Origin of the sequence: Corallococcus llansteffanensis (assembly GCF_003612055.1) — a bacterium.
GTDB lineage: Bacteria > Myxococcota > Myxococcia > Myxococcales > Myxococcaceae > Corallococcus > Corallococcus llansteffanensis.
The window spans coordinates 1-26,375 of sequence record NZ_RAWB01000057.1 but is presented as its reverse complement, the minus strand read 5'-3'; the positions used below and the strand labels follow the sequence as shown (position 1 = coordinate 26,375).

Annotated in this window: 25 protein-coding genes; 14 read left to right on the top strand and 11 right to left on the bottom strand. The window is 69.6% G+C overall.

Features of this window, described 5'->3' with window-relative positions:
• The 3 genes from D7V93_RS08170 to D7V93_RS08160 form a co-directional block, all read left to right on the top strand.
• Nucleotides 1–189: hypothetical protein (locus tag D7V93_RS08170; protein ID WP_147451081.1), on the top strand; the 189-nt coding region annotated here is incomplete at its 5' end.
• A 24-nt stretch (nt 190–213) separates the two neighbouring features.
• A complete protein-coding gene (locus tag D7V93_RS08165; RefSeq protein WP_120642847.1) occupies nt 214–1,281 on the top strand; it encodes a cysteine hydrolase family protein in 1,068 nt (355 codons plus the stop codon).
• Nucleotides 1,282–1,319: 38 nt separating this feature from the next.
• Nucleotides 1,320–2,114, top strand: coding sequence for a hypothetical protein (locus D7V93_RS08160; protein WP_120642844.1), 795 nt, complete (start codon nt 1,320–1,322; stop codon nt 2,112–2,114).
• A 12-nt stretch (nt 2,115–2,126) separates the two neighbouring features.
• On the opposite strand, the gene D7V93_RS08155 is transcribed toward D7V93_RS08160, so the two are convergent.
• Nucleotides 2,127–2,993, bottom strand: coding sequence for an alpha/beta fold hydrolase (locus D7V93_RS08155; protein WP_120642843.1), 867 nt, complete (start codon nt 2,991–2,993; stop codon nt 2,127–2,129).
• Nucleotides 2,994–3,135: 142 nt separating this feature from the next.
• Between D7V93_RS08155 and sitA5 (D7V93_RS08150) the strand changes: the two genes are divergently transcribed.
• The 4 genes from sitA5 (D7V93_RS08150) to D7V93_RS08135 all read left to right on the top strand — a co-directional run bounded on the left by sitA5 (D7V93_RS08150) (nt 3,136) and on the right by D7V93_RS08135 (nt 7,491).
• Complete coding sequence (gene sitA5 / locus D7V93_RS08150; RefSeq protein WP_120642842.1) at nt 3,136–4,497, top strand: SitA5 family polymorphic toxin; 1,362 nt, start codon at nt 3,136–3,138, stop codon at nt 4,495–4,497.
• Nucleotides 4,498–4,510: 13 nt separating this feature from the next.
• Nucleotides 4,511–5,227, top strand: coding sequence for an immunity 52 family protein (locus tag D7V93_RS47305; protein WP_120642841.1), 717 nt, complete (start codon nt 4,511–4,513; stop codon nt 5,225–5,227).
• A gap of 174 nt (nt 5,228–5,401) precedes the next feature.
• Complete coding sequence (sitA5, locus tag D7V93_RS08140; RefSeq protein ID WP_244237168.1) at nt 5,402–6,763, top strand: SitA5 family polymorphic toxin; 1,362 nt, start codon at nt 5,402–5,404, stop codon at nt 6,761–6,763.
• Between the two features lie 14 nt (nt 6,764–6,777).
• The gene (locus D7V93_RS08135) at nt 6,778–7,491 is read left to right on the top strand and encodes an immunity 52 family protein (protein WP_120642845.1); all 714 of its coding nucleotides are present in this window, start codon (nt 6,778–6,780) and stop codon (nt 7,489–7,491) included.
• A gap of 41 nt (nt 7,492–7,532) precedes the next feature.
• Here the strand turns inward: D7V93_RS08135 and D7V93_RS08130 are convergent, their stop codons facing one another.
• The 3 genes from D7V93_RS08130 to D7V93_RS44815 form a co-directional block, all read right to left on the bottom strand.
• A complete protein-coding gene (locus tag D7V93_RS08130) occupies nt 7,533–9,008 on the bottom strand; it encodes a YcaO-like family protein (protein ID WP_120642840.1) in 1,476 nt (491 codons plus the stop codon).
• Between the two features lie 82 nt (nt 9,009–9,090).
• The gene (locus tag D7V93_RS08125) at nt 9,091–10,125 is read right to left on the bottom strand and encodes a Gfo/Idh/MocA family protein (RefSeq protein ID WP_120642839.1); all 1,035 of its coding nucleotides are present in this window, start codon (nt 10,123–10,125) and stop codon (nt 9,091–9,093) included.
• 100 nt (nt 10,126–10,225) lie between these two features.
• The gene (locus tag D7V93_RS44815; RefSeq protein WP_158623674.1) at nt 10,226–10,369 is read right to left on the bottom strand and encodes a hypothetical protein; all 144 of its coding nucleotides are present in this window, start codon (nt 10,367–10,369) and stop codon (nt 10,226–10,228) included.
• Nucleotides 10,370–10,704: 335 nt separating this feature from the next.
• On the opposite strand from D7V93_RS44815, the gene D7V93_RS08120 reads away from it, so the two are divergent.
• Nucleotides 10,705–11,898, top strand: coding sequence for a glycosyltransferase (locus tag D7V93_RS08120; RefSeq protein ID WP_120642838.1), 1,194 nt, complete (start codon nt 10,705–10,707; stop codon nt 11,896–11,898).
• Here D7V93_RS08120 and D7V93_RS08115 read toward each other — a convergent pair.
• From D7V93_RS08115 to D7V93_RS08095, 5 genes are all read right to left on the bottom strand, one after another.
• Entirely contained in the window at nt 11,829–13,052 is a 1,224-nt protein-coding gene (locus D7V93_RS08115; protein ID WP_120642837.1) for a glycosyltransferase family 4 protein, read from the bottom strand. The two genes, D7V93_RS08120 and D7V93_RS08115, sit on opposite strands and share 70 nt — an antisense overlap.
• Before the next feature lie 94 nt (nt 13,053–13,146).
• On the bottom strand, nt 13,147–13,536 hold the full coding sequence (locus tag D7V93_RS08110) for a hypothetical protein (RefSeq protein ID WP_147451080.1): 390 nt from the start codon (nt 13,534–13,536) through the stop codon (nt 13,147–13,149).
• Entirely contained in the window at nt 13,533–13,739 is a 207-nt protein-coding gene (locus D7V93_RS08105) for a hypothetical protein (RefSeq protein ID WP_208722950.1), read from the bottom strand. Before D7V93_RS08105 ends, D7V93_RS08110 begins: the two co-directional genes overlap by 4 nt.
• A gap of 8 nt (nt 13,740–13,747) precedes the next feature.
• Nucleotides 13,748–14,920: a LysM peptidoglycan-binding domain-containing protein gene (locus D7V93_RS08100; protein ID WP_120642834.1), complete on the bottom strand. Its 1,173-nt coding sequence runs from the start codon at nt 14,918–14,920 to the stop codon at nt 13,748–13,750.
• 50 nt (nt 14,921–14,970) lie between these two features.
• A complete protein-coding gene (locus D7V93_RS08095) occupies nt 14,971–15,810 on the bottom strand; it encodes a helix-turn-helix domain-containing protein (protein ID WP_120642833.1) in 840 nt (279 codons plus the stop codon).
• 87 nt (nt 15,811–15,897) lie between these two features.
• Between D7V93_RS08095 and D7V93_RS08090 the strand changes: the two genes are divergently transcribed.
• The 3 genes from D7V93_RS08090 to D7V93_RS08080 all read left to right on the top strand — a co-directional run bounded on the left by D7V93_RS08090 (nt 15,898) and on the right by D7V93_RS08080 (nt 20,969).
• On the top strand, nt 15,898–16,290 hold the full coding sequence (locus D7V93_RS08090; RefSeq protein ID WP_120642832.1) for a hypothetical protein: 393 nt from the start codon (nt 15,898–15,900) through the stop codon (nt 16,288–16,290).
• A gap of 137 nt (nt 16,291–16,427) precedes the next feature.
• Nucleotides 16,428–20,030: a hypothetical protein gene (locus tag D7V93_RS08085; protein WP_147451079.1), complete on the top strand. Its 3,603-nt coding sequence runs from the start codon at nt 16,428–16,430 to the stop codon at nt 20,028–20,030.
• A gap of 99 nt (nt 20,031–20,129) precedes the next feature.
• On the top strand, nt 20,130–20,969 hold the full coding sequence (locus tag D7V93_RS08080; RefSeq protein WP_244237167.1) for a polysaccharide deacetylase family protein: 840 nt from the start codon (nt 20,130–20,132) through the stop codon (nt 20,967–20,969).
• Between the two features lie 4 nt (nt 20,970–20,973).
• Here the strand turns inward: D7V93_RS08080 and D7V93_RS08075 are convergent, their stop codons facing one another.
• Both D7V93_RS08075 and D7V93_RS08070 read right to left on the bottom strand, forming a co-directional pair.
• The gene (locus D7V93_RS08075; RefSeq protein ID WP_120642829.1) at nt 20,974–22,080 is read right to left on the bottom strand and encodes a sensor histidine kinase; all 1,107 of its coding nucleotides are present in this window, start codon (nt 22,078–22,080) and stop codon (nt 20,974–20,976) included.
• Nucleotides 22,081–22,175: 95 nt separating this feature from the next.
• On the bottom strand, nt 22,176–23,213 hold the full coding sequence (locus D7V93_RS08070; protein WP_120642828.1) for a pirin family protein: 1,038 nt from the start codon (nt 23,211–23,213) through the stop codon (nt 22,176–22,178).
• A gap of 271 nt (nt 23,214–23,484) precedes the next feature.
• Between D7V93_RS08070 and D7V93_RS08065 the strand changes: the two genes are divergently transcribed.
• The 3 genes from D7V93_RS08065 to D7V93_RS08055 form a co-directional block, all read left to right on the top strand.
• Nucleotides 23,485–24,435 carry a hypothetical protein gene (locus D7V93_RS08065; protein WP_120642827.1) on the top strand — a complete coding sequence of 317 codons (951 nt, stop codon included), beginning with the start codon at nt 23,485–23,487 and terminating at the stop codon, nt 24,433–24,435.
• Nucleotides 24,436–24,504: 69 nt separating this feature from the next.
• The gene (locus tag D7V93_RS08060; RefSeq protein WP_120642826.1) at nt 24,505–25,500 is read left to right on the top strand and encodes a hypothetical protein; all 996 of its coding nucleotides are present in this window, start codon (nt 24,505–24,507) and stop codon (nt 25,498–25,500) included.
• A 70-nt stretch (nt 25,501–25,570) separates the two neighbouring features.
• On the top strand, nt 25,571–26,375 hold an 805-nt coding region (locus tag D7V93_RS08055), incomplete at its 3' end, for a hypothetical protein (RefSeq protein ID WP_120642825.1).

The following is a 26,375-nucleotide window of genomic DNA, read 5'->3' as shown; positions in this document are numbered from 1 at the left end:
GGGGGCGCACTGTTCTGCGCGACGGACGCGGGGCTGACGCGCGTGGAGCACCGGCAGGCACAGCTGGAGGCGGTGCGGGAGTTCCCGGACGCGGAGCCGTTCGTGGACGCGGGCTGCCAGCTGCTCCTGTCGAGAGAGGGATTGATGGTGGTGGGGGCTCAGGACCTCACCGTGTTGCGGATGACGTGAAGTGCACGTGAAGGGGGAATGGACATGACGAAGACGACTGCGAAGGAATTGCCGCTGCCCGGGTTCTACAATGCCAACCATGCGGCCGAGTACGGGTACGGCCCGAACGCGGGGAAGCTGCAGCAGGAGGCCGGCGCGTGGAAGGCGGCGCAGGGCGTGAAGGTGTCGGCGACGGACCGCTTCAACCTTCACTTGCTGCTCATCGACGTGCAGAAGGACTTCTGCTTCCCGGATGGCTCGCTGTACGTCGCGGGGCGCAGCGGCCGGGGCGCCATCGACGACAACCGTCGCATCGCGGAGTTCATCTACCGGAACCTGGGGACGCTGACGAACGTCACCGCGACGCTCGACACGCACTTCGCCTACCAGATCTTCTTCCCATCGTTCTGGGTGGACCAGGACGACCAGCCCCTGCAGCCGTACCGGGAGGTGACGCGCGAGCAGATTGAACGCGGCCAGGCGCGGCCGAACCCGGCGGTGGCGAAGTGGCTGTGCGGCGGCAACTACCCGTGGCTGCTCAAGCAGGTGAAGTTCTACTGCGAGGAGTTGGAGCGGGCGGGCAAGTACACGCTGTACCTGTGGCCGCCACACTGCCTGCTGGGGAGCGACGGGCACGCGCTGGCGGGCGTGGTGCAGGAGGCGCGGCTGTTCCACTCGTTCGCGCGCGGCGTGCAGTCGTGGGCGGAGGTGAAGGGCGGCAACCCGCTGACGGAGAACTACTCGGTGCTGCGGCCGGAGGTGCTGATGCGGCATGACGGGCAGCCGCTCGCGCAGCGCAACACGCAGTTCCTGAAGACGCTGCTGACGTCGGATGCGGTGGTGATTGGCGGGCAGGCCGCGAGCCACTGCGTGAAGAGCTCCATCGACGACCTGCTGGGAGAGATTGTCGCGCAGGACGCGGCGCTCGCTCGCAAGGTGTATCTGCTGACGGACTGCATGTCGTCGGTGACGGTGCCGGACGGCAAGGGCGGCTTCGCTGCGGACTTCACGCCGCAGGCGGACGCGGCGCTCAAGCGCTTCGCGGACGCGGGCATGCACCTGGTGAAGTCCACGGACCCGCTGGCGAGCTGGCCGGACCTGCACCTGGCGTGACGTCTGGCTTTGACACTCACACGAACGGAGACACGGACATGAGCAAGGCGAACGGTGGCGGGGTCCAGAAGCTCTTCGAGGATGCGCACGCGGAAGGGGTGCTGAGTCCCGCGGGGTTGCAGGCGCTGACGGTGGTGGACCTGGGAGCGCAGATTCAAGCGGGCCTGGGCATCCACGTGGACGACGTGCAGGCGAGCGAGATCGTGCTGGTGACGGTGATGCCGGATGACTCCGGGAGCATCTCGCACTCGGGGCACACGAAGACGGTGTGCGACGGGCACAACCTGGTGCTGGATTCGCTGCTGGCGAGCCAGCAGAAGGACGGCGTGCTGTTCCACACGCGCTACCTGAACGGGCACGTGCTCAATCCCTTCCGGCCGCTGGAGGACGTGGTGCGGATGCACTCGGGGAACTACACGGCGGACATGGGGACGCCGCTGTATGACCAGGCGGTGGTGCTGCTGGGCACGGTGCTGGCGAAGGCGCAGGAGTTCAGCGGCAACGGCGTGGCGGTGCGCACGGTGACGCTGTTGATCACGGACGGCGCGGACCAGGGGTCGCAGAAGGCGCGGGCGAAGGACGTGGCGGCGGTGGTGAAGGACCTGCACCGGGTGGAGAACCACATCGTGGCGGCGATGGGCATCGACGATGGGGTGACGGACTTCCGGCGGGTATTCCAGGACATGGGCATCGCGGACCGCTGGATCCTCACGCCGGGCCAGAGCGCCCAGGAGATCCGCGCAGCCTTCCAGGTGTTCAGCCAGTCCGCGGTCCGCGTGAGCCAGGGCGCGGCCAGCTTCAGCCGCACGGCGCTGGGTGGGTTTGGACGTTAGCGGGGAGCCGGGTCACGCCTGGAGGAAGGTGCCGAGCAGCTTCCTGACCTCGTCGGGACGCTCCTCGGAGACCCAGTGGCCGGTGTCCTTGAGGATGTGAGGTTCGACCTGGGTGGAGACAGTGCGCATCTGCGCGACGAGGGGTTCCCCCATGGACCTGTCTCCGCCGATGACCATCACGGGCATGGGGAGCTTGTGTTTGGCCAGCTCGCGGAAGTTCTTCTGGTCCTGGTCGAACGTCTGGAAGTAGCTCCACGTCGAGTGGAGACGACCGGGGGCCGCGTAGGCCTCCGTGTAGGCCTGACGTTCGGCCTCGCTGAAGGCATGGGGATTGGCGGCCATGTCGGTCCAGAAGTGGTCGAGGTAGATGCGCTCCCGTCCCTGGACCAGCTTCTCGGCGGTGGGGCCGTTGAAGGAGAAGTGCCAGACGTCGCGGCTGCGCATGACCTGGTCGGACCAGGGCTCGATTCCGGGGAGGAACGCGTCGAGGACGGCCAACCGCTCGACTTCGTGGGGGTAGAGGGCAGCGTAGGCGTACGCGACCATGAGGCCGATGTCGTGACCCACGACGGAGACCTTCTCGAAGCCCAGCTTCTTCACCAGTGCGCGCACGTCGCGCGCCATCGTCTCCTTGTCATAGCCCTCCGAGGGTGCGGCCGATTCACCGGCGCCTCGCAGGTCGGGGACGATGACCGTGTGGCTCCTGGCGAGCTCCGGAGCCAGTCGCCACCACATGAGGTGCGTCTGCGTATAGCCGTGCAGGAGCACCACGGGACTGCCCTGCCCGCCGAGGACGAAGTGGAGCCGGGTGCCATTGACGTCTTCGTCGCGGGCGCTGAAGCCTTCCGGGAAGAAGGGGCGGACAGCGGTGGAAGCCATGTCTGGGTTCATCGAGCGCCTCCGCGCGAAACGAGCTTCATGCCACACGGTGTGCATGCTCTGAGTCCGTGCGGTGCCGGGTCGAGCGGGTGGTTCGGCGCTTGAGTGCATGAGACCTGTGCCACGGTGGTTGAATGGCGGAATGACCGCGAGCGTGCTGACACCGTGGGGCCGGGCATTCACCTGGATGTTGCTGGTGGTGTTCTGGGCGGGCTGTGCGAGCAGCCCTGCGGTGCTGCTGCGGACCGGCGATGGGCGGGTGCGGAGATTCGCGTCGGCGAACAGGGAGCGCCCGCCGCCCATCCGTGCGGCGGAGTTCGAGGACGCACTGTCCCGGCTGGTGCTGGACCTGCCCTTGACGGTGCGGCCCTCGCGGCTGGTGCGCACGGTCAGTGGCGAGGGTGCGCGGAGGGACCGGGCGTTCCTGATGCACGACCGGTACAGCCGGTGGTGTCGAGCACATCAGGCTCCAGGAGACTGTCTGTCCTTGCTGGAGGATGGAGCCGGCTTCAGCGAAATGGACCGGCTGACGTTCGCCGTGGGCATGTCCCTGGAGCCGCTGCGCGCGAGCATTGGAGAGGCGTTGAGGGACACGGTGAACCCGGCCCTCTTTGTCTCCGTGGTGGCGGGAGCGCTGACGTCGTGGGTGGTGCTGGCGGCGGCACCGGAGCCGGTGTTCACCAAGGCCGCTGCGGTCCTGGCCGCCGTGATGCTGTTGTACCTGGGGGTCCAGTCGTTCCTCACGGTGGTGAGGGCGTGCGGGACGTTGAAGGACGCAACGGACCGGGCCACGACGTTCCAGGAGTTGGAGGAGGCGGGAGAGCGCTTCGGCCAGACGCTGGGGCCGGAAGTGGCACGACTCTTCGTGCTGGCGGTGACGGTGGTGGTGAGTCACGGCGTGACGGTGGGACTGTCGTCAGCGCTCACGCTGCTTCCGGGGGGCACGGAGGCCTCGATGCTGGGCGCATCGCACGGGAGCCTTCGGCTGCTGGCTGTGCAGGACGTGAGCGCGGTGGCGGTGATGGGCGAAACGGTGGAGGTGACGCTCGCCTCCACGGCGGTGGCCATGAGCGCGATGGGGCCTCCGGCGGGTGGTGGGCTACCGCTGGGAGGCCCGGGCAAGTGGGTGCAGGTGACGGAGTCGATGTCCGAGCGCGCCCGGGCGTATCAAGCGCAGGTGACGGGAACTCCCGAGGGGCAGGCGTACCGGGTTGAAGGCGTGGGGGAGCGGGCCGACTTCGATGGCTTCGATGCGACGGAGCCCTTGCTCCTGGATGCCAAGGGGCCCGGTTACGAGAAGTTCCTTGATGGGGTCCAGGGATTCAAGAGGTACTTTAGGGGCGATATCAGGGTGCTTGAGCAAGCACGACGTCAGTTGAGGTGTGCCAAGGGCATTCCCGTACGCTGGATCGTCGCAGAGGAGCGTTTCGCAGTCATGCTCAGGAAGATGTTCGCCAGGGAGAGCATCGATATCGAGGTCGTCCTACGTCCCGCCGCTCCGTGATCATTGCCACGCCATGATTGAGACCTATTTCGCAGGCACCTATTGGATGGGGCGTCTTGAGTCAGCGGAGTCGTGTGCCCAGCGTGCCGCTGCGCTCTTCCAGTCCCTGAGCCCTCTTGATCCGACCTGGAATCGCTGGTGCGAGCCTGGAGACTCCTTTCAAGAGGCGTCCAGACTGCAGGTGGACACGGATGCTGGCTCATTGCGAGAACACCTCGAAAGGAAGGATCGCCGGCTCAGTGATGGATTCCTCTACGGGCTTTGGTCAGGTCCCTCCCCAGACAACACGACGAGTGTCACGGGTTCGTGTGGCTCAGAGAGCCCCTGGCAGCCTTCGTCCTGTGTCCTCACTCCGCCTGAGCAGGGGCCGCTTGCAGAGCGTGTCGCGACCGCCTCGCTGCTTTGTCAGGTGATTCGACAGATGGTCCTCGCGTGGGAGCCGGAGTTCGGCCTCGCGACCTCGACCGAACACCTGATGAGCCTGGCAGCCCCGCGATACAAGGCAGGGACCCTTCCTGGCTGGATGACCTACTTCTCCCATCAGCGCGGAACCGTGCCTCCGCTCCCCGCTCCCGTGCGCGTGGAGCCCGTGGGCGACCTGGGGACGCTGGTGGTCCTGACCCCCGAGCGGTTCACGATGACGAATCCGGAACACGTCCAGCTGGCCGCCGAAGTTCAGCAGGTGCTCAACGACGCGGGCCTGCTGCATCCCCTGCGGCCTCTCAGCTGACGGAGGTCGTCAGGAAGACTTCCGCGGCTCCGGTGCGCCCCTGGGCACGGGCCTCCCAGTGGTGGAAGGATGTCAGCATCGGCACCAGGCGTTCCATACCTCCGAACTGGAAGCCCACCACCGCTGAGGGAAACCTCGCGGAAGGACGTACCGGATGCATGGTGGAATGCAGGTATGGCCGCAAGCATGCTGACACCGTGGGGCAGGGCATTCACCTGGGCGATGCTGCTGGTGTTCTGGGCAGGCTGCGCGAACAGCCCCACGGTGCGGCTGCGGAGCCACGAGGGCCGGGTGCGGACGGATGCGCCAGCGACCTGGGAGCGTCCGGCGCCCATCCGTGCGGCCGAGTTCGAGGGCGCACTGTCCCGGCTGGTGCTGGACATGCCCTTGACGGTGCGGCCCTCGCGGCTGGTGCGCACGATCAGTGGCGAGGGTGCGCGGAGGGACCGGGCGTTCCTGATGCACGACCGGTACAGCCGGTGGTGTCGAGCACATCAGGCTCCAGGAGACTGTCTGTCCTTGCTGGAGGATGGAGCCGGCTTCAGCGAAATGGACCGGCTGACGTTCGCCGTGGGCATGTCCCTGGAGCCGCTGCGCGCGAGCATTGGAGAGGCGTTGAGGGACACGGTGAACCCGGCCCTCTTTGTCTCCGTGGTGGCGGGAGCGCTGACGTCGTGGGTGGTGCTGGCGGCGGCACCGGAGCCGGTGTTCACCAAGGCCGCTGCGGTCCTGGCCGCCGTGATGCTGTTGTACCTGGGGGTCCAGTCGTTCCTCACGGTGGTGAGGGCGTGCGGGACGTTGAAGGACGCAACGGACCGGGCCACGACGTTCCAGGAGTTGGAGGAGGCGGGAGAGCGCTTCGGCCAGACGCTGGGGCCGGAAGTGGCACGACTCTTCGTGCTGGCGGTGACGGTGGTGGTGAGTCACGGCGTGACGGTGGGACTGTCGTCAGCGCTCACGCTGCTGCCCGGATTCACGGACGCGACGATGCTGGGCGCATCGCACGGGAGCCTTCGGCTGCTGGCTGTGCAGGACGTGAGCGCGGTGGCGGTGATGGGCGAAACGGTGGAGGTGACGCTCGCCTCCACGGCGGTGGCCATGAGCGCGATGGGGCCTCCGGCGGGTGGTGGGCTACCGTCGGGAGGCCCGGGCAAGTGGGTGCAGGTGACGGAGTCGATGTCCGAGCGCGCCCGGGCGTATCAAGCGCAGGTGACGGGAACTCCCGAGGGGCAGGCGTACCGGGTTGAAGGCGTAGGGGAGCGGGCCGACTTCGATGGCTTCGATGCGACGGAGAATGTGCTCCTGGAGGCCAAAGGGCCCGGTTACGCGCGGTTCTTCGGAGAAGACCTGACGGCGAAGCGCTTCTTTCAAGGTGCCGATCAGTTGGTGGAGCAGGCCCAGCGGCAAGTGAGAGTGGCACGAGGCATGCGCATACGGTGGGTGGTCGCGGAGGAGAAGTTCGCCGCCGCCTTGCGCTCCCTGTTCTCTCGTCGAGGCGTTAGCGTGGAAGTGCTCCATGTTCCCCCCGCTTCATGAGAGACACGGACGGCATGGTCGATAGGTACTACGCAGGCGCCTACTGGCTGGCGCGACAGGAGCCCGCCGAGTCCTGTGCCCGGCGCGCGGAAGGCTTGTTCGAAAGCCTGGGCCGCATCGAACCGACCTGGCGTCAGTGGTACGAGACCGCACGGACCTTCGAGGAGGCGCGGGGGCATCCAGTTCCTACCGACCGCACGGCCTTCCTGAAGCTGTTCGCTCGGCGGAAGAACCGGGTCGGTGATGGCTTTCGCTACTGGTTGTGGGCGGGGGAGCACCCGGATGAATCAGCCCGGGTCGACGGGCTTTGTGGCTCCGCTGCGGATTGGCAGCCTTCGACCTGCGTGTTCGAGCCGCCTGAGCAAGGGGCTCCTGCGGAACGCGTGTTGACGACGGCGGTCCTGACAGAGGTCTTACGAACAATGGTCCTGAACTGGGATCCCGAGTGGGGCGTCGTCACGTCCGAGCAGCATCGGGACCTGGTGGCTCCAACTGCCACGGTTGGGACCTTCACGGGGTGGGTTACCTACTTCTCCCGCCAACGCGGAACCGTGCCTCCGCTCCCCGCTCCCGTGCACGTGGAGCCCGTGGGGGACCTGGGAACGCTGGTGGTCCTGACCCCCGAGCGGTTCACGGTGACGAACCCGGAACACGTCCAGCTGGCCGCCGAGGTTCAGCGGGTGCTCAGCGACGCCGGTTTGCTGCATCCCCTGCGACCTCTCAGGTGACAGAGGTCGTGGGTGTGCAACGCGAAGCGCAGCGCCAGGGCTCACTCTCCCCCGAAGCGACGGCTCGCGAGCATCGCCGGCACCGCGTGACGGCCCGGCTCCCGGTAGAGCGCATACAGGCGCCCCAGGCGCGCCTCCGCCAGCCGCACGTTGAACCAGGCGGGCCCGCCCAGCCGCTCCTCGGCCTCCGACGTGAGGCGCACCGGCTCCGCCCCGGGCGGTGGCGGCCCCAGGCCCACCAGCGGGTCGCGCCGCTCCAGCAGCCTCGCCACGTTGCGCTCCCCCACGCGGTGGTACGTCATCGTCTCCACCTCCAGCCCCGGCACCAGCACCTTCACCACGTGCACCGCGCGGCCCTGGGGCGACAGGTCCGCGACGAGGATGTCGAAGCCCGCCGCGTGGAGCTGGCGCACCACGTGGTCACACCGGAGCGCCGGGTCCTCCACCGTCGGCACCCGGGGCAGGTCCGTGAAGCGCACCTTGCGCCGGCACATCAGGGTGCACGCCGTCAGCTCGCGCAGCACCGAGGCCGGCATCCGCGCCCACTCCACCATCGCGTGCAGCGCTCGCGGCTCCTCCGCGGCCAGGTCCACCCGCGGCACGAAGCGGTCCTGGTACTCCGTGGGCGCGACCCGGGCCACCTCGCTCAGCGGGCCGTGCATGAACGCCTTGCGCGCCCGTGAGGCCGCGTACTCCAGCAGCGCCTCGCGCAGCGCCCGGTCCCGGTCCGGATCCGCCGCCTCGCCGCACGCCGTCACCATCAGCGGCTGGCTGTCCTCGGACAGGTCGCGGCCCACCACGTACACGTTCACCAGGCCGAAGTCCGTGCTCGCGAGCTTCACCACCACCTCCACGCCCGCGAGCTGGAAGCGCTCCAACAGCTCCCGCACGTCCGATGACAGCTCCGCGCCCTCCAGGTCCAGCACCACGCCCTGGTCCAGCGCGCGGTACTGCAACCCGTTGCCATCGCGCTGCACCAGCTCCAGCAGGCCGTGCGAGAGCGCCTGCGACCTGGTCAGCCCCGCGCCCTGGCCGGTGGTGATGGGTGTGATGAGCGGCGTGTGGCCCTGCAGCTGTCCCGGGTGGATGGCGACGAACTCCTCTGGCACCAGCACCCGCTCCCCGGTGGCCAGCCGCTGCGCCTCCACCCAGACGAGCGCCATGTCTGGATGGTACGGACTGCCCGCGGGCAGCCCCAGCGTCAGCGGATCCGCCACCGCCGTGGGCCCCCGCGCCCGCACCAGCGCCGCGTAGCTGCCGTGCACGCGCGGCATCCGCTGCATCGCGTACTCGCAGGAGACCTCCTCCACCAGTTCGCCCAGCGCCCCGACGCGCGCCTCGTCGCCAGTGAGGCCGTAGCCGTTGCCGTGCAGCACGGCGCCGGGGCCGTCGCCCAACCGCAGACTGGCGGAGGCCACCGGCACCCCCAGCCGGTCGATGGGATCGATGCGGAACAACTGCAACGCACCGCTGGAGACGGCGCGGAAATAGACATCCAGGGCCTGGGCCACGCTCATGACAACTCCTCCAACGGCAACGGACGGGTGTGCCGCATGCACGGGGGCTGCCACGTGCCGCGGTGGGTGCGGGCGTCGCGGATCAGTGGCATGGCGGGAACGACCTTCCGCCCTGCGTCGCCTGGCTCAGCAGCCCCACGAGGCGCACATCGCGCTCCGGCGCGAAGGGCTGCGGCCGGTCCTCCAGCACGCACGTGGTGAAGGACTCCACCTGGTTGAGGAAGGGGCTGCGGTCCTCCTCCGGCCAGAGGTGGAGCCACTTCTCCTCGCCCGTCCTCGCGTCGGTGAGCGACAGCGCGCCGCCCGGCGTCTGGCCCAGGGTGTTGTACGCGAGCGCCCGCGCCTTGGTGCCGAGCAGCTCCAGCGTGCGCCGGGGATACGCTTCCGGGCAGTTGTAGGCCACCTGCAACAGCCCCAGCGCGCCGCTCCGGAACTGGCCCATCAGCACCGCGCCGTCGTCCACCGCGTAGTCATGCACACGCCGCTGCAACAAGGCGGTGAGCGTCTGCCATTCGTCCCCGAGGAGCACCTCCAGGAGGTCCAGGCCGTTCGGCGCCAGGTCGATCATCGCGCCGCCGCCGGCCTGCTCCGGGTCGATTCGCCAGGTGCGGGGGGCCTGATCCGCCGGCAGCCAGCAGGCGTAGTGGATGCGCGCCTGGGTGATGGTGCCCAGCGCGCCTTCCTTCACCAGCGTGCGCAGCTTGCGGTGCGCCGCGTGGTGGCGCTGGTCGAACGCGGTGGCGTAGTGCACGCCCGCGCGCTGACACGCCGCCAGCATGCGCAGCCCGTCCTGCGGCGTGAGGGCCATGGGCTTCTCACACAGCACGTGCTTGCCGGCCGCCGCGCACGCCTCCGTCATCGCCGCGTGCAGGTGGTTGGGCGTGGCGATGTAGACGGCCTCCACGTCCTTGTCCTCGAGCACCCCGGACAGCGCGCTGTACCGGGCGACGTCGTCCGCGGGGCTGCGGATCAGCGTCTCCGCGTCCGCGTCACAGATCGCGACGAGCCTGGCGTTGGTCGAACCCTGGAGCGCCGGGATGACGTAGTCCCGCGCCACCCCACCACACCCCACCACGGCCCAGCCCAGCCTGCGGGCGTCTGGCTTCACACCGAACATGGTCCATCCCCCTCCGGAAGATCCTGCGGTCCGCGTGCCGGCCACACCGCCGCTTCCGCGAGGACTTCGTTGCCGAACGCCTGCAAGGGGCCCTGGTGGATCAACTCCAGGTCCTCGGGCTCTCCGTCAGCACCCGCGTGTCCATCCGCTCCCGGCGGAGCAGCTCCCTGCCGGCCACCGTCGTCGTCGCCACAGCTCCACCCAAGCCCACCCTCGCCACGCCCAGCCGTTCACTGCCCGCCATGTGTTCCGACCCTTCCCCTCGACCGCTCCACCCCGTTGTCCGCAGCAACGCGAAGGGGGCGCTCCGGGATGCCAGGAGCGCCCGTGACTGAAGGCGCGATGGGTGCGCCCACACGCTGCGAGAGTGCCGGGAAAGTCGGCATATGGGCGGGCGCTTTCAACTCAGCCTCTGGACAGTGGCGACTGTCCATTGGCGCGTGCGGCATCAAGCGTGCCGCGGCTTCCACTGTCCGCGGCCCGCTTCGCCCGGTCCTCCATGGCTCCGTGCACGGCCAGAGGTGGGGGCCTCATGAATTGGGCGTTGCGACAGGGCGCGGATGGCTAGGATCTCGGCCCATGGCTTCCGGTCCCCGCGTCCTCCTCCTCGCCGAGCGCTTTCCTCCCGACATCGGAGGGCTGGCGCGAAGCGGCGCGCGCACCGCGGGCTCGCTCGTGCGGCTGGGCGCAAGCGTGGACGTGGTGGCGTGGACGCGCACGGCGTCCCCGGGGGCGCTGGAGACGGTGGAGGACGCGGGCGAGGTGACGCCGTTCGCGAAGGGCGTCACGCTGCACCGGCTGGGGTTGTTCGGCAGCGCGGACCTGTCCATGCAGCACACGCTCGATGTGCTCGGGTATCTGCACGCGCGGCGGAAGTATGATCTCGTCTGGGGGCACTACCTGTATCCGCCGGGCTTCCTCGCGGTGGTGTTCGCGCAGGGCGCGGGCCTGCCTTCCGTGCTCAGCGCGCGGGGCAACGACGTGGATCAGCTGATGTTCCCGCCCGGCGACTTCGCCCGACTGCTCTGGACGCTCCAGCGGGCGGACGTGCTCACCGCCGCGTCCGGGGACCTGGGCCGGAAGATGGCGTTGCTGCTCGGCCGGGACCCGGGCGTGGAGGTCATCCCCAACGCGGTGGACACGGCGCTGTTCTCCCCGGGGCCCGCGGACGCGTCCCTGCGCGAGCGGCTGGGCATCACGCCCGACGAGGCGGTGCTCGGCTTCTCCGGGGAGCTGCGCCACAAGAAGGGGCTGCCGTTCCTGCTCTCCGCCCTCACGGAGGTGCGGCGCGTGCGGCCCGCATGCCTGCTTGTCATTGGAGAGGTGCGCGCCCGGGACGCCGAGCACCTGGTCGCCTACCGTTCGGAGCACCCGGAGGACGCGGCCCGCATCGTCGTCTCCGGCGCGCTGGACTCACCCGCGCTCATCGCGGAGCACCTGCGCCTGTGTGACGTGTATCTCCAGCCGTCACTGTGGGAGGGCATGCCCAACGCGCTGCTGGAGGCGATGGCGTGCGCGCGGCCGGTCATCGCGAGCGACGCAGGGGGAATCCCAGAGGCGGTGGACTCTGGGAAGAACGGCTTCCTCGTGCCCAAGGCGCTCTTGAACCACCTGGGGCAGGCGTGTCTGGACGTGCTGGGCATGTCCGAGCAGGAGCGCGCGGCGATGGGGCAGGCTGCGCGAGCACGCATCGAGGCGCGGTTTCAGGCGGACGCGGAGGCCGCGGTGCTGGAGCGGGTGCTGGCGCGCGCGATCCCCAGGTCGTCCGCGTAGGCGTTGACCAGCGCCTCCTGCGCGCGGCCCCAGGGGAAGTCCCGCTCTACGCGGGCGCGGGCCGCGGCGCTCAGCGCGGCGCCTTGGATGGGATTGGCGAGGAGGGTCTTCACCGCTTCCGCGATAGCCTTGGCGGAGCCTGGACGGACTCGGAGCACTTCCGTGTCTTCCGCCAGGGCTCGCACCACGGGCAGGTCGCTGGCCACCACGGGCGTGCCGGTGGCCATGGCCTCCAGCAGCTTCAGGGGACAGCAGCCTTGCAGGCAGTTGCGGTCGTTCGCCGGCAGCGGCACCAGCACCACGTCACAGGCGTGGTGCAGCCGGGCCAGCTCCTCCTGCGGCAGGGGCTCCAGGAGCTCCACCGCGCCTTGGAGGAGGAGGTCGCCGCACCGGTCCAGGAGCGCGCGGCGCGCGTGCTTGCGCAAAGGGCCTACCAACGTGAGCACCACGGGCAGGTCTCGCAGCAGCAGCCGGCAGGCGTCCAGCGCGTGGTGCACGCCCTGCCACGACGTCATCGTTCCACTGTAGAGCAGGCGCAGGGGACGGCCGGGTTCGGGCGCTCGCGGGGCGGCGTAGCGGAAGACGTCCAGGTCCACTCCGTTGGGGATGACTCGCAGGCGCTGGGGGTCCGCGCCTCGTGACACGAGGTACTCGGCCGTCACCGCGCTGGGCGTGACGAGCAGGTCCGCGGCCTGGAGGCAGATGTCCTCCTGGGCGATGAGCTTTCGCATCAGCTCCGCGTCGTCCGCGACATCCGGGTGGTGGTACTTCAGTTCGATGGAGGGCAGCCCGTTCACCTCGTACACCAGCGCGTCGGTGAGCGACGCCTTGCGCTGGGCGATGGGATAGCCCTCGAAGATGGAGCGCACGTGCACCACCTTCGCGCGCGGACGGCCGTGCCACCACGCTCCCAGGTGCGCTCGGAACGTCAGCGCCTGGGCCACCAGGTCTTTTCCCCGCGCGCCCAGCGGGTGGTAGGTGACCGCGTCGCTCAGGGCCGGGGTGGGGATGCCGGGTGCATCTCCAATGGCCACGAGGTCCACCGGACCGAAGGCTGCACCCAGCGCCTCCACGAAGGCTCGGATGTGCACGGCCGCGCCCTTGGGCGCGGGGAAGCGGTCGAAGGACGCGTAGACGATTCCGGAAGAGGCCACGGAGCCCGTGCTACCGCGCCCGGCGCGCGACGGCAAACGGGCTCGGATGGGAGGACGCTGCCCGGACGCTCGGGCGCAGCCGCGGAGAGGGCCGTCAATCCTCACGCTTATATTCGATGGTCCCTTCCGCGTTCAGGCGGGCGTGGCCACGCAATCCAAACGTCGAGTTCACATAGTGGGACCGGGGATCGTCCCGGCCGCCACCGCCGTCCACGAACTCGAAGCTGGCGCTCAAGTACCCATCCGCATCCGCGCGTCCCTCGCAGAGCACTTCGGCATGGGCCGCGACCTCGCGGAACACGCACTCATGGCCGGGGATCTGGAGCTTCAACAACTTCAAAGCCCTTCCCGTCTCGTTCACGACCGTCAGACGGGTTCTGCCGCTGGCCCAGATGGCCGCCCCGGCCATCCCGGCGCCGATGACGACAACGGCTGCCGCTACCTTCCACGCGTCGAGGTTGATGGTCCACCGTCCTCGCGTCACTTCCAGTAGACCGTGACCTGGGTGCGCCAGTCCTCCGTGGGCGGCGGCCAGCGCTGGAGGTACTCCGCTTTCGCTGTCTCACCCAGGGCCTGCCAGAACGGCAACCAGGTTCGCAGCAGCCAGGCTTCGCTGATGCCCTGACGCCAACCGCCCCACCAGGGCTCGGCGTCGGGGTACTCGATCCAGGGCGGTTGAGGGTTCATGGTGGTCATCAATTGGGTGAGAGCTGATCCGCGAGCAGGTCACAGCCGTAATAGGCCGCGCCGCCGACGATGATGGCGCCGAGCGCGCCCGTGATGAGCGCACCGGGGCCCGTCTCGATTCCGAACAAGGCGCCGACCGCGAACCCGGCCTTGGCCCCCACGAAAGCGCCTCCCCATCCGCCGGCCTGTCGGATGGATTCGGCGGCCAGGGGCTTGTACGACTTCTGATGGATGGAGCGCTGGGTGGCGTCCGCGACGTCCTTGACCGTGAAGACGACCCCCACGACCGTCAACGCCCGCCCCAGCCTGCCAATGAACCTGGACTTGCCGAACGCGGTCTCGAGCTTCTTGAGCCCTGCTTCAAGCTGCGCCTTCGTGATCTTCTTGGAGGCGAACTGCTTCCAGAGGTCCTCGGCGGCGCGGACGTACGCGGTATGCGCGGCCGGCAGCTTGCTGACGGCCTGACCCGCCACTCTGCCTTCGATCAGCACCTCCCCTTCGACGGTCTGGATGATGTCGATGAGCTTGTTCACGCGGGTCTGTGCCCCCGGGTTCTGCGCCGCGAACTGCTTGAGCTCCGACACGAGCTGCTCGATCGGGATGATCCGCGCCCCTGCCGCTTCAGCCTTGGCGATGTCGATCAGCAGCGGCGTGCCGTTGATGGAGGGCGCTCCAAACACCTTCTGGCTCGTCGAAAGGAACTGGCTGCCCGTAGGGTTCAACGCCATCGCATGTTCGGCGGGAGTGATCTTCCCCAGGAGGTTCGCGGGCAGGAGCGAGAAGTCCGTGGGCACCACCGCGACCTTCCGGATGAGCTTTCCCGTCGTCTCCGACAGCTGCGAGAACACGACGAAGAGGGAGCCCCGGGCCCACGCGAAGGTCGCGGGCTCCTGGGCGTGCTGGGCCTGCGTCGTGGCCAGGAACGCCCTCTCTCCCGGTCCACGGTCCCAGAGCTCGGGCAGCGTGGCCAGCTCCGCCCAGGGATTCGGGGCCGGCTTCAGGACGAAGGAGGGATGCACTGCCTGCGTGCCCGGCAACTCGAGTCGCTGGCCCACCAGGAGGAGGTTGGGATTGGCGAGCTTGTTCAAGCGCGCGATTTCGGGCCAGCGGTTCGCGTTGCCAAGCTTCTTCGCGGCGATGCCATTCAACGTGTCAGCAGGTTGAACGATATACGGAGGCATGCGGTGTCCCGAGGCGGAGGGCCGCGAACGCGACCGCCGGCTCGAAGATGTCACACCCCACGGGACCCGACCAGCGGCGGGCGCTTGCGCGTGCCCGGAGCCCGCGCGAAGCGCTCACAGGCCTCCCGCGTCGCCTCATCGAGCGGAAAGCAGCTCTCGATGCGCAGCTCGTCGAGCGTCACCTGCTGCGGCGCGGAGAACACCGTCACCGTGACGAGAAAGCCGACGCGCAGCTCTCCGCGCTCCAGTCGCACGCGAAGCGTGGGGTGCGCTTCCGTGGAGAAGTCCGGCTGCCTCCAGGCGCGCGGCACGTCGGGAAAGGAGAGCACCCGCTCCAGCACCGGGCCCAGCTTCGCGTCCCCCCGCTGCAGCCGCTCCCGGTGCAGACGCGCCACCATGCTTCGCGCCAGCGATTCCCAGTCGACGACGAAGGGCCGCATCAACTGCTCGTCGAACAGCAGGGAGTACATGTCCAGGGGCTGCCGCAACGCCTCGGGCTTCGCGATGAATGCGCCGAAGAGCGTCTGCGCGGCCCGGTTGCTGCGCACGACGGTGCCGTCCAACGAGAGCACCGTGAGGGGAAACGGCTCGTGCTGCGCCATCATCTGGTTCAGGGCCTGATCGACCTCCGGTGCCATCGCGTCCAGGCCCGGCTCCGCGAACCGGGGCGCGAAGCCCGCGGCCGCGAGCGCCTGGTTCTGCTCCCTCAACGGGGCGGCGAGCACCGAGAAGAGACGCAACACCATCTCCTCGCTCGGCCGCGCACGGCCCGACTCGAGGAAGCTGAGGTGCCGGGCGGAGACGTCCGCCTCCAGCGCGAGCGCCAGCTGAGAGAGCCCACGGCGGCCACGCCAGTAGCGCAGCAGCGCGGGGAAGAGCGTGTCGTTCACCGCGCGGAGCGTACCCGCGCTGCCAGGGCCGGCAACTACCTGGAGAGGTCATTGAGGCGTCGGCGCCGGAGCGGGCAGGGTGGCCCCATGACCCGAAAGACCTTCCTCCTGCTCACCAGTTGCATCGGCCTCGCCGTCGGTACCCTTGCCCTGCTCGTGCCCGGGGCCGTGCTCGCGGGCAAGGGTGTCACTCCCGCGCCCGCCCCCGCCATCTGGGTGCGTGAGGTGGGCGTGCTCCTCCTCGCGCTCGCGGCGATGGCCTTCCTCGTGCGACATCATCCGGACTCGCCGACGATGCGCACCCTCCTGCTCGGGAACGCGCTGGTCCACCTCGGGCTGTTCCCCATCGAGCTCGCGGCGTGGCAGGCGGGCGTCATCACGCGGTTCGGCGGGATCGCCCCCAACTCGGTGGTGCACGGGGTCCTCGCGGCCGGCTTCCTCTTCTTCGCGCGACAGGTCCACACCCCGAAGTTGCGCTGACCACCTCCAAAGTCAGACAGGAATGCGTGCGTCGCTCAACCTTGCGCGGGTTCGCGACGATGGGGAGTTTCCGTGACGCCAGCAAATGGGACCACCCCATCCCCGCTGGCGCCCCCACTCCTTGGAGAAACCTGAAAATGACTGCTCCGCTTGAATTGACCCCTGCTGGTGCCGGGCTGTTCCTGGAGGGGGCGCGGCTCAAGAACGCGGGCCTGTGGGCCGTGGACTTCCTGGACGCCTCCGGGCAGGTGTTGTGCCGTGTGGCGCTGCCGAACCTGGCGCTGCAGGAGGACCCGCCCGCGCTCCTCCACCCGGTCGTGACCGGCGACGTGCAGCGGACCGGGACGGTCCGGGAGGCGCGGCTGCGGTCCGGCCCCACGACGGTCGCGACGCTGACGGTAGGCCTCTACGCGGACACGGACAGGCACCTGCGGTTGCCCACCCTGGACCTCGTGCTCGGCAGGCGCCTCAAGCTGTCTGACTTCAGGCTTCCCTACCTCCACCACACGTCCGTCGGGGTCGGCGCGCGGGACGTGTACGGCAACCCGGCGTCCTACTTCCCGGCGACGCTCGACCTCCCCGACGACTTCACGGGCGACGTGCACCTGCTCGAGACGCCGGGCAGCGCGCTTCCGCTCGGGACGGTCACCACCCACGTCACCCATGACGAGCGGAGCGCGAGCATCCCCACCGGCACGCTGCCGCCCTTCGCGGCCCCGGCGGGGATGCCGAGCGGCATGGCCCTGGACTCCACGGGCAATGGCCCCATCACCGACGAGGGCGACTACATCCAACTGGGGCCCCCGGGCGGAGCGACGGGCGGGCTGGCGACGACGGGGGCGGTGGGCTTCGACTTCACCCTGACGAACGACGTCCCGGTGTTCTTCGGCTTCCGCTTCCGGGGGCGGCTGCCCGCGTCCATCGACGATGCCGCGGCGCTGGGCGCGATGTGGATGGACGGGGTGCCCGGCGGCTTCTTCGTCTACGCCAACTGGGCGCGCAACATCGTGTTCAGGAACTACGCTGACAATCAGCAGCTCGAGGTCTCGTACGGCTACGCGGCGGGCGCGGACATCGACGTCGCGTTCCGCTACACCGACGACCCGCAGGGGCCGGGGGGCAGCCTGCAGTTCTACAAGGCCGGGGTGGCGCTCGGCGGGCCGCACACGCTCACCGCGAAGCTCAAGCTCCAGCCCGTGCTCCCGTTCTTCGTCAACAACGTCGGCTGGAACCACCGGACCGGCACCGCGGGCCTCGGCGTGCGCGCGCTCGACTTCACGGTGCCGGTGCCGGTCGTCACGCAGCAGTTCACGGCGCTGAATTCGAACGTCGTGCCCGCGAACGTCGCGCGCACCCTGATGTTCGACGCCACCGCGCTCACCGCGCCCTCTGGGCCCTACACGCTCCGGTATCGCCTCGGCTCGCCGGACGCGAGCGCTGGCGAGGACTTGACGGTGCGGGTCGGCCCCTACGTCACGGCGGCGAACGAGGCGCATGACGTGGTGCTTCAGGACTGGTCCACGGGGGCGCCCGTCCAGGTCGGCGTCTACACGCTGACGAAGGTGGTGGGCCAGAACCTGTCCCTCGAGGACGCCGAGTTCGGGCCGCTCGTCGGCACGTGGACCGAGGTGGCCCCGCTGGAGGCGCCCATCGAAATCGGCGGCCTCCGCTACTACTGCGAAGGCATCCGCATGCGGGGCTACACGCAGTTCCAGTTCGGCTACGACTTCGCGCCAGGCGCGCTGCCCTCGACGCCGTTCGGAGATCCCCAGGGCATCGACAGCTACATGGTCCCCCACAAGTGGGTCGTTCGCGACAGGGACGGCAACGCCCTGGGGACGCTCCAGCAGCATGACGGCACGCCGCTCAACCCGGCGGGACGGAGCCCGGTGTTCGAGGGGCCGTGGGATGGCGTGTCGAAGCCGCTCACCACGCCGACGAACCGCTGGGTCCCGTTCGGCACGGCGCGCGCGGGCCTCATCTGGCGCTCGAAGCGGCCGGAGGCGGTGCCGGTCGCGACGCTGGGCGCGAAGCTGCCGCGCTACGCGACCGACGTGCCCTACGCGATGCACCTCGACTACTCGAGCAACGGCTTCGACTGGCGGCTGGCTTTCGGAGGCCATGGCTCGGATGGGCAGCTCAACGGCTTCGGCAACATCCGCGTCATGCCGTTCAACCCGACCGACGCGGAGACGTGGGTGAACGACGCCACGGTGGGCGCGGGCGATCCATACAAGGGGCTCTACGGCACGAACTCCAAGCTCGCGGTCGGCGCGACGTGGCTCAAGTACACGCCGTTCAACATGCAGGCGCGCTCGCCGGTCACCGGGCCAGGAGGCATCCGCGATGACCGACAGGCCATCGCCGAGCCGGTGTGGCTGTACCTGACGAACCCGACCGGCCAGCGCTGGGACGGCACCTCGCACCTGGAGCTCGCGCTCGATTATCTGACGGGCTACGTCTCGGATCCGGTCCACGTGTTCGAGGACGGCCGCCCGCGCCCGCTGTTCCGGAGCAGGCCGACCCGGCCCATCACGATGCGGGGACACTGGTACGGGTGGGGCGAGGCGACCACCCCGCCCGAGCGCGCCTACTACGCGAAGGGAGGACGGCCCTACGACATCTGCGATGACGCCAACCCCTGGCGGGCGAAGGTGCCCGAGCATGGCTCAGCGCCCAACAAGCCGGTCTTCGGCACCTACCAGATCGACTCGTCCCACGCGCACCAGTACCCGCACTGGGGAACGCTGCTGTTCAAGACGCCGGAGTTCGCCTTCCTCGGCCACAAGTTCTGGGACCAGACGCGGCTCTACTCCAACCGGCTCCTCCAGAGTCCGGGGGACCTGGGGGAGCGCTCGTCGGCGTGGGGATACCTGCACGCGGCGCTGGCGTGGAAGACCGCGGCGAAGCGCAGTGAGCGCCTGTACTCGCGCGAGGACGTGCTGGCGTTCGTGCAGCGGGAGCTGGAGGCCTTCCACGACACCCACTGCGCGACGACGCCCGGGCTGTTCAATCCTCCGGCGACGTTCACGAACGAGTCCCAGCTCTTCGCCATCCTCGTGAACCTCTTCGGGCCGGGCTACATGTCCAACGGCGAGTACCAGCAGCACGACTTCTTCATCGGGTACTGGCTGCACGCGCTGGCGATTGGCGAGCGGCTCGGGTTCAACGCCGCGCTGCGGGCGCGCAGCGCGAAGCTCGCCGCGGTGCTCGACTGGATGGTGGAGATCCACCGCAAGCGCATCGTGGGACGGCTGGTGGATGGGCCCCGCCTGACCATCAGCGGCAACAGCTACCTGTTCGGCCTGCCCGCCTCGGCGGTGTCGAACGCGGGGGGCGTGGCGGCGAACCTGCCGCAGGGCTACGCCGACCTCATCCCCCTGCTGGGGCAGGCGGACACGTGGGCATACAACGGCCCTGGCACGCAGAACGGCACGCGCGATGGACAGGGGCTCGACCTGCTCATGGCCGGTCCCTCCCAGTTGAAGTACGGGCTGGGGCTCACGGGGACCGCGCTCGACACCGCTGAAAGCGTGGCGGCCGCGTGGCGCAACGACCGCAAGGCGGCCGAGGAGGCCAAGGGCAGCGACGCCGGGTCGGGCTGGTTCCGGTACCTGCAGGGGTCGCACAACCCGATGCTGCCCACGGCACAGGGACTCGACGCGGACCAGGAGGTGATCACCGACCTCGCCTTCACCGGCCTTGAGCTGTCGGCGCTCGCGGACGTGGAGGACGTCTAGCCAGGTAGGCTCGGGGTGCTGCCTCCCGCGTCGTGCCGGAGGCAGCACCCCGCCTGGCTCCTGCGCTCACGCAGGGCGAATTCGGGCAGGATGGCGCGCATGTTCATGAGCTCCGTGGTGATGGTGGTGCTGCTCGCGGCTCCGACTCCGGCCCCCGCGCCGGCTCCGGCTCCGGCTCCCGCCCAGGCGAAGACGTGGAGGGTGACCGGTTCGGACGTGACGTTCGAGCTGTCCCCGAAGGACCTGCGCGCCCTGCGCGGCGGCAAGGAGGTGTTCGGCCTGCGCTCGCGCGAGAAGGACTTCCTCTCCAACTTCGAGCCCGACCCGGACACGGACACGCCCCCGGACATGTCCAACTGGGAGGGCTTCGAGTCCTACCGCGTGCTGTCCGTGGTGGGCTCCTGGGTGAGCTACGAGTCCTCCAACTCGGGCTACACCGGCGGCGCCCACCCGTATGCCCACGAGGGCTACGTCACCCGTGACGTGTCGAAGGACACGGGCGGCTTCTCGCTGCTCGACGTGTTCGCGGAGAAGGACGTGCTCAAGGCGCTCAAGGCGGACGGCTTCGTGCGCAAGCACATCCAGGACGAGGCCGCGTTCACGAAGGCTCGGACGGTGCAGGCGATGCTGGAGAGCCTGGAGCCCGGTGAGGACTGCGTGGGCTTCTCGTCCGGACTCGACGCGGTGAAGAGCGCCGTGGCGTTCCACCACTTGGAGGCGAACAAGGTCGCCGTGCGCATCGCGTTCAGCTACGACAACGAGGCGTGCCGCGGGAACAAGTTCGTCGTGGGCGTGCTGCTGCCCCTCCCCGTGGCGCTGCGGCCGGCGTTCGAGCGCGCGGCGAAGCGCGAGGAGGGCTTCCTGATGAAGGACGCGAAGGCGGCGGGGGCTCCGACCGTGGAGTTCTCCTGGGAGCCCTCCGACGCCAAAAAGCCCTGAGTGGCTACGTCGCGGAGGCCGGCGCGCCGGGAAGCGTGAACAGGAAGGTGCTGCCCTGGTCGGATCCGCTCTCCGCCCAGATGCGCCCCCCGTGCGCCTCCACGATGCCCCGGGAGATGTAGAGCCCGAGCCCCAGCCCCCGCCGGTCCTCGCTGCGGGCCTGCCAGAACCGGTTGAACACCACCTCCAACTGGTGGCTCGGGATGCCAGGGCCGGTGTCCGCCACGGAGAAGCGGACGTCGGGGTCCACCGGCTCCACCCGCAGCAAGATCCGGCCGCCAGCGGGCGTGAACTTGATGGCGTTGGACAGGAGGTTCGCGAGCACCTGGAGGATGCGCTCATGGTCGAACTTCGCCATCAGCGTGTTCCCGCGCAGCTCCACGTCGAACGTGAGGCCCTGGGCGGAGGCCAGCGGCTGGAATGCCTCCACGGAGTCCTTCACCAGCGCGGTCGCGTCCTGCAGCGCGGGGGCGACGCGGATATGCCCCGCCTCGATGCTGGCCACGTCCACCAGGTCGCCAATCAGCCGGTTCATCCGCGCGGTGAAGCGCTGGATCTTGTCCGCGGCCTGGGTCGCCCTCCGGCCTGCCTCGTCCTCGCCGGAGCCCCGCTTGAGCAGGGCCGCCTGCAACGCGATGCCCCCGAGCAGCGTGCGCAGGTCGTGGCTGACCATGCCCATGAAGTTGTCCCGCGTCGCGAGCGCTTCGTCGGCTTGCGCACGCTCTCCGGACAGCCGCAGGTCGGTCTCCGCCCGTTCCAGGTGGAGGAGGGCTGCCAGGGCCAGCATCCGCTCCTCGCGTTCGTCCTGCAGCTCCGCGTCCGCCGTGTCCCGCTCTCCCTGGAGGGCCGCGTCCTCGGTGGCCCTCTCCTGGGTGAGGGTCTCCTGCGCCACGGGCGCCGCGTTCCTCGCCCGTCTCCCGTCCGCGGTGTCGCGGGCGGCCTGGAGGGCTTCGTCCGCCTGCCCCCGGGCCTTGTCGATGGCGGCGTCCGAGCCCTTTTCAATCGAGCTCTGCCGCTGGGCGTACTCCTGGTCCGACTTCGCCCGCTCCGTGCGGAGGCCTTCGTCCGTGTGGGCCCGCGGGGGCTTCGGTCCTGTGTCCTGGGTCGCCATGGAGAAGCCCTCTGTGAAGTGCCACCAGGGGGCAAAGTAGTCCCAATCCGCTCCGCCCGGGCCCCGAAGGGCCCGGGGGTGTTGACCAGCGCTGATCAGGCCGGTCGCTCGACGTGGCCGTCCGCATGGCGGGCGAAGCGCCCTTCTTCACGCGCGTGGACGGGTGCCGCGTCCGGCCACGGCCAGCCGCCGAAGCCCGTGCGCTGGTAGTCCGCGAAGGCCTGCTGGATCTCCTGCCGCGAGTTCATCACGAACGGTCCGTACTGGACGACGGGCTCGCCGATAGGGCGCCCCTGGAGCAGCAGGAGCTCCGTCACGTCGGCGCCGTTCTCCAGCGCGACGTCAATGTCGGCGCGCAGTTCGATGCTGTGCGACGGCGGGATGGCGCGGCCGCTCACCTTCAGCGCGGAGCCCCGGAAGAAGTACAGCATGCGGTGGGTGCCGCGCGCCGCCGCCGGCAGCGTCCAGCGCGCACCCGGCTCCAGCTTGAGCGTCCAGATGGCCACGTCCGACTCCTCGCTCGCAGCCCAGGACTTCGGCGGCGGCGGAGGCGCCTTCACGTCGCCCAGCCGACCGGCGACCACGGTGACCTCCGTGGCGCGTCCCGCCTCGTCCTTCGCGACGTGCCGGGGGATGACGTGGCTCCAGAGCATGGAGAAGTGCGGCGTCACGAGCTTGTTCTCGCGCGGCAGGTTGAGCCAGATCTGGAACAGCTCCACGGGGTTCGGCTGGTCGCGCTTCAGCAGCGGAAACATCTCCGAGTGGTTGATGCCACTGCCCGCGGTGAGCCACTGCACGTCACCGCCACCGAAGCGCGCCGCCGCGCCGAGCGAGTCGGAGTGATCCAACAGCCCGCTGCGCACGACGGTCACCGTCTCGAAGCCGCGGTGCGGGTGCTGCGGGAAGCCAGGCACGACGGTGCCGTGGTACATGTTCCAGCCGTCGCGCCCGCCGAAGTCCTGGCCCAGCTCGCGCCCCGCCAGCGAGGCCTGCGGCCCGAAGCGCTCGTTGCCCGCGGGATAGCGGTCGTCGTGGTGCACGCAGAAGAGGAACGGATCCGGTGTCCGCCACGGCATCCCGAGCGGATCCACGCGGATGACGGCTTCGGGTGACTGTGCCTGCTGCTGACCCATTGCTTGCTCCCCTGCTTTTTCCGACCCGCGTGATGAACACGCCGCGGCCGTGCTGATACCCGCCGCGGCGATCACCTTCAGCGCCGCCCTGCGGCTCACTTCATCCAAGGTCCACCTCGTGCGTGGTGCCCCTTCATCCTAACAACGTGACTTTCACGCCGCTCTGGAGACCTGGCGTGCCCCTGTCTAACCTCGGGCCCGCGCGCACCGGGGCGGGTGCTCCCGACACGAAGGACCTTGCGTGGCACTCCGCAGCCATGACGTTTCGTATTTGTCCCTGAACCCCTATCAAATCAAGGCGCCCGTGCCGGAGGTGCTGGCGGACCTGGAGGTGTTCCGGCGCTCTCGGGCCCTGCCCGAGGTCTGGATCCGGCGCGTCAACATCCTCGCGCTGGGACTCGGTGCCCTGTGCGTGGGGGCCTCCTTCTTCCTGTCCCCTCCCGAGCTCATCATCTTCGGGTTCATGGCCTTCGCGACGGCCGGCGTCATGCTGGGCTGGCGTCTCTATCTGGGGGTGGTCCGGCGCGGGAACCTGGAGGGCCTGGAGGAAGCGGCCCGTCGCCAGGAGCTGGTGTCCCTGCTGCTCAAGCGCCTGCAGGTGGACCTGATGCCCGGGGAGACCCTGGACGTGTGGTTCCGGTCGAGGCCCTCGTCCTGGAGCTGGACGCCCCCTTCGACCCTCTCCGTCAAGGAACTCGAGGGGGGAAAGCCCTGGGACGCACGCGAACCCTGGCTCACGCTGGAGGCACGGCTGGTGGATGGTGCCCGGCTCAAGGTCTCGCTGGTGAAGCGAGTCCGGAGCCGGCAGCGCACGACGAAGCGCCCGGACGGAGTCGTGCTGCGGAGGAAGGTTCGCTCGAAGCTCGCGACGTTGCTGTCCGTCCGGCTGCGGGTGAAGCCCGAGCGCCATCCGGGGCTCGCCGCGCTCACCAAGGCCCAGGCCCTGCCAGCCCTCCGCCTTCCCCATGAAGGGAGGCTCCGCCGCCTGGACGTGAGCGAGGACCGGCTCCAGCTCAAGGTCCGGGTGGATGGCGAGTGGCGCGTGCGCTGGCCCGGGCGGGAGACCTTCGAGAAGAGGAACGACCTGTCCCGCACGGTGACGATGATGCTCCTGAGCCTCTACCAGATGCTCCACGTCGCCCGGACCCTGCCGGGTCCGGAGCCGAAGTCGAAGTCGAAGAGAAAGGCCTCCCGGAAGGCGCGCGGCCGGCGGGCGGTTTGACCGCCCTTCGCGGTGCCTCCTACGCTCGCGTACGGTCCGCCCGACGGGCGTCATAGGGAGTCCTCCGCCGTGGCGGTCAACATCACCCGGTTCCACAACGTGTTCCTCTACCAGTCCCGCGCGACGGTGCCGGCGCTGCTGGAGGACCTGAAGGTCCTGGCGGGACTGGACGCCCGCGCGGAGTCGCAGCTGGGCACGCTGACGCTGGGCGCGTGGCTCACGCTGATTCCCGGCGTGGTGCTGTCCATCCTGGCGTTCGGAACGTGGGCCGGGAGCGCGGAATCGGAGGTCGAGCTCTCCGCCCAGGGCTCGGAGCTGGTGACGGCCGCGGGGCTCGTCGGGGCGGCGCTCTTCGTGACAGGCCTCCTGCTGTTCGTCTGGCGTGCCGCGCTGAAGCCTCGCGACCTGGACAACCGGCGCTACGGGCTGGCGGAGGTGCTGCTCAAGCGCCTGCAGGTGGACCTGGCCCCGGACGCGACGGTGCGCCTGAAGCTGGACCTGCGGCAGGACGACGTGCGGGAGAAGCGCGTCAAGGAAGACATGGTGGGCTGGTGGAACACCCAGTTCTTCGTCGACCCGTGGTTCCTGCTGGAAGCGCCGCTGGCGGACGGCACGATGCTGCGGATCCGCATGGTGGAGCGGCTCCAGAAGCGCGAGCGCTCCATGACGAGCGCCAGCGGCAAGACGAAGACCAAGACGAAGCGGAAGGGCTCCGCGCGGCTGGAGGTGTCCCTGCGCGTGAAGCCGGAGCGCCACCCCGGGCTGGCGGCGATGAAGCCGCAGGCCACGGCCGCCGTGCGCCTGCCCAAGCGCGTGGAACTGGAGCGCGTGCGCGTCGCGGCGGACCGGCTGTCGATGCGCGTCCGGCTGGCCCATGACTGGGCGGTGCAGGTGAAGCGGGCGCCGGACGACCCGGAGACGCCCGCCTTCTGGAAGCAGGCGCTGGCGAAGGACGACGCGTCCCGCACGGCGACGATGATGCTCCTGAGCCTCTACCAGGTGGTCCACTACGCCCGGCGGCGGGGCAAGCTCCAGGCGGCGCGGGCCCGGCGACAGTCGGTTTGACCTGCCCGGGGGGGACCCCTACGCTCGCGGCCGACCGCTGGACGGTCCCGCTGAAGAAGGCTCCCTCCCCGTGGCGCTCGACCTCTCCGAATTCCAGAAGACCTACGTCTACCGTGCGCAGGACTCCTCCGTGCCCGTGGTGCTGGCGGACCTGGAGGTCGTGGGGCAGTTGGACTGGCAGGCCGAGATGACGCGGCGCAAGCTGTGGATCATGGCCTGGGTCCTGCTCGGCTGCGGCATCGGGAGCTTCTTCCTCCTGCCCTTCCTGATGGACGCCCACCCGGAGGGCGCGTGGGACGTGTACGGCCCCGTGCTCTCCGGCGTCGGCGCCCTGTACCTCGTCACGTCCGTGGTGCTGTTCGTCGTGCGCGCGCGTCGGCGCCGGATGGACCTGGACAACCGGCGCTACGGGCTGGTGGCCACGCTGCTCAAGCGCCTCCAGGTGGACATGGACCCGGATTCGCCCGTGTCGTTGACGCTGGACCTGGCTCCGAACGACGAGGCGCACAAGCGTGTCCACCAGGGCCCCCATGGCCGGTGGCAGCGCGAGGACTTCACCGACGCGTGGCTGGACCTGCAGGGTCGCTTCGCGGACGGCACGCACCTGCACCTGTCCATGGTGGAGCACCTGCAGAAGCGCCGCCGCACGCAGCGCAACGCCCGCGGCAAGACGAAGACCAAGCGCAAGCAGAAGGGCAAGGCCCTGATGCAGGTGTCCCTGCGCGTGAAGCCGGAGCGCTACCCCGGGCTCGCGGACCTGAGCGCGAGCGCCCGCGGCGCCGCGCGCCTGCCTCCGGGCATCAAGCTGTCGCGGATCCGCGTGGCCACGGACCGGGTGGCGATGCGCGCCCTGATGGCCCATGACTGGGTGCTCC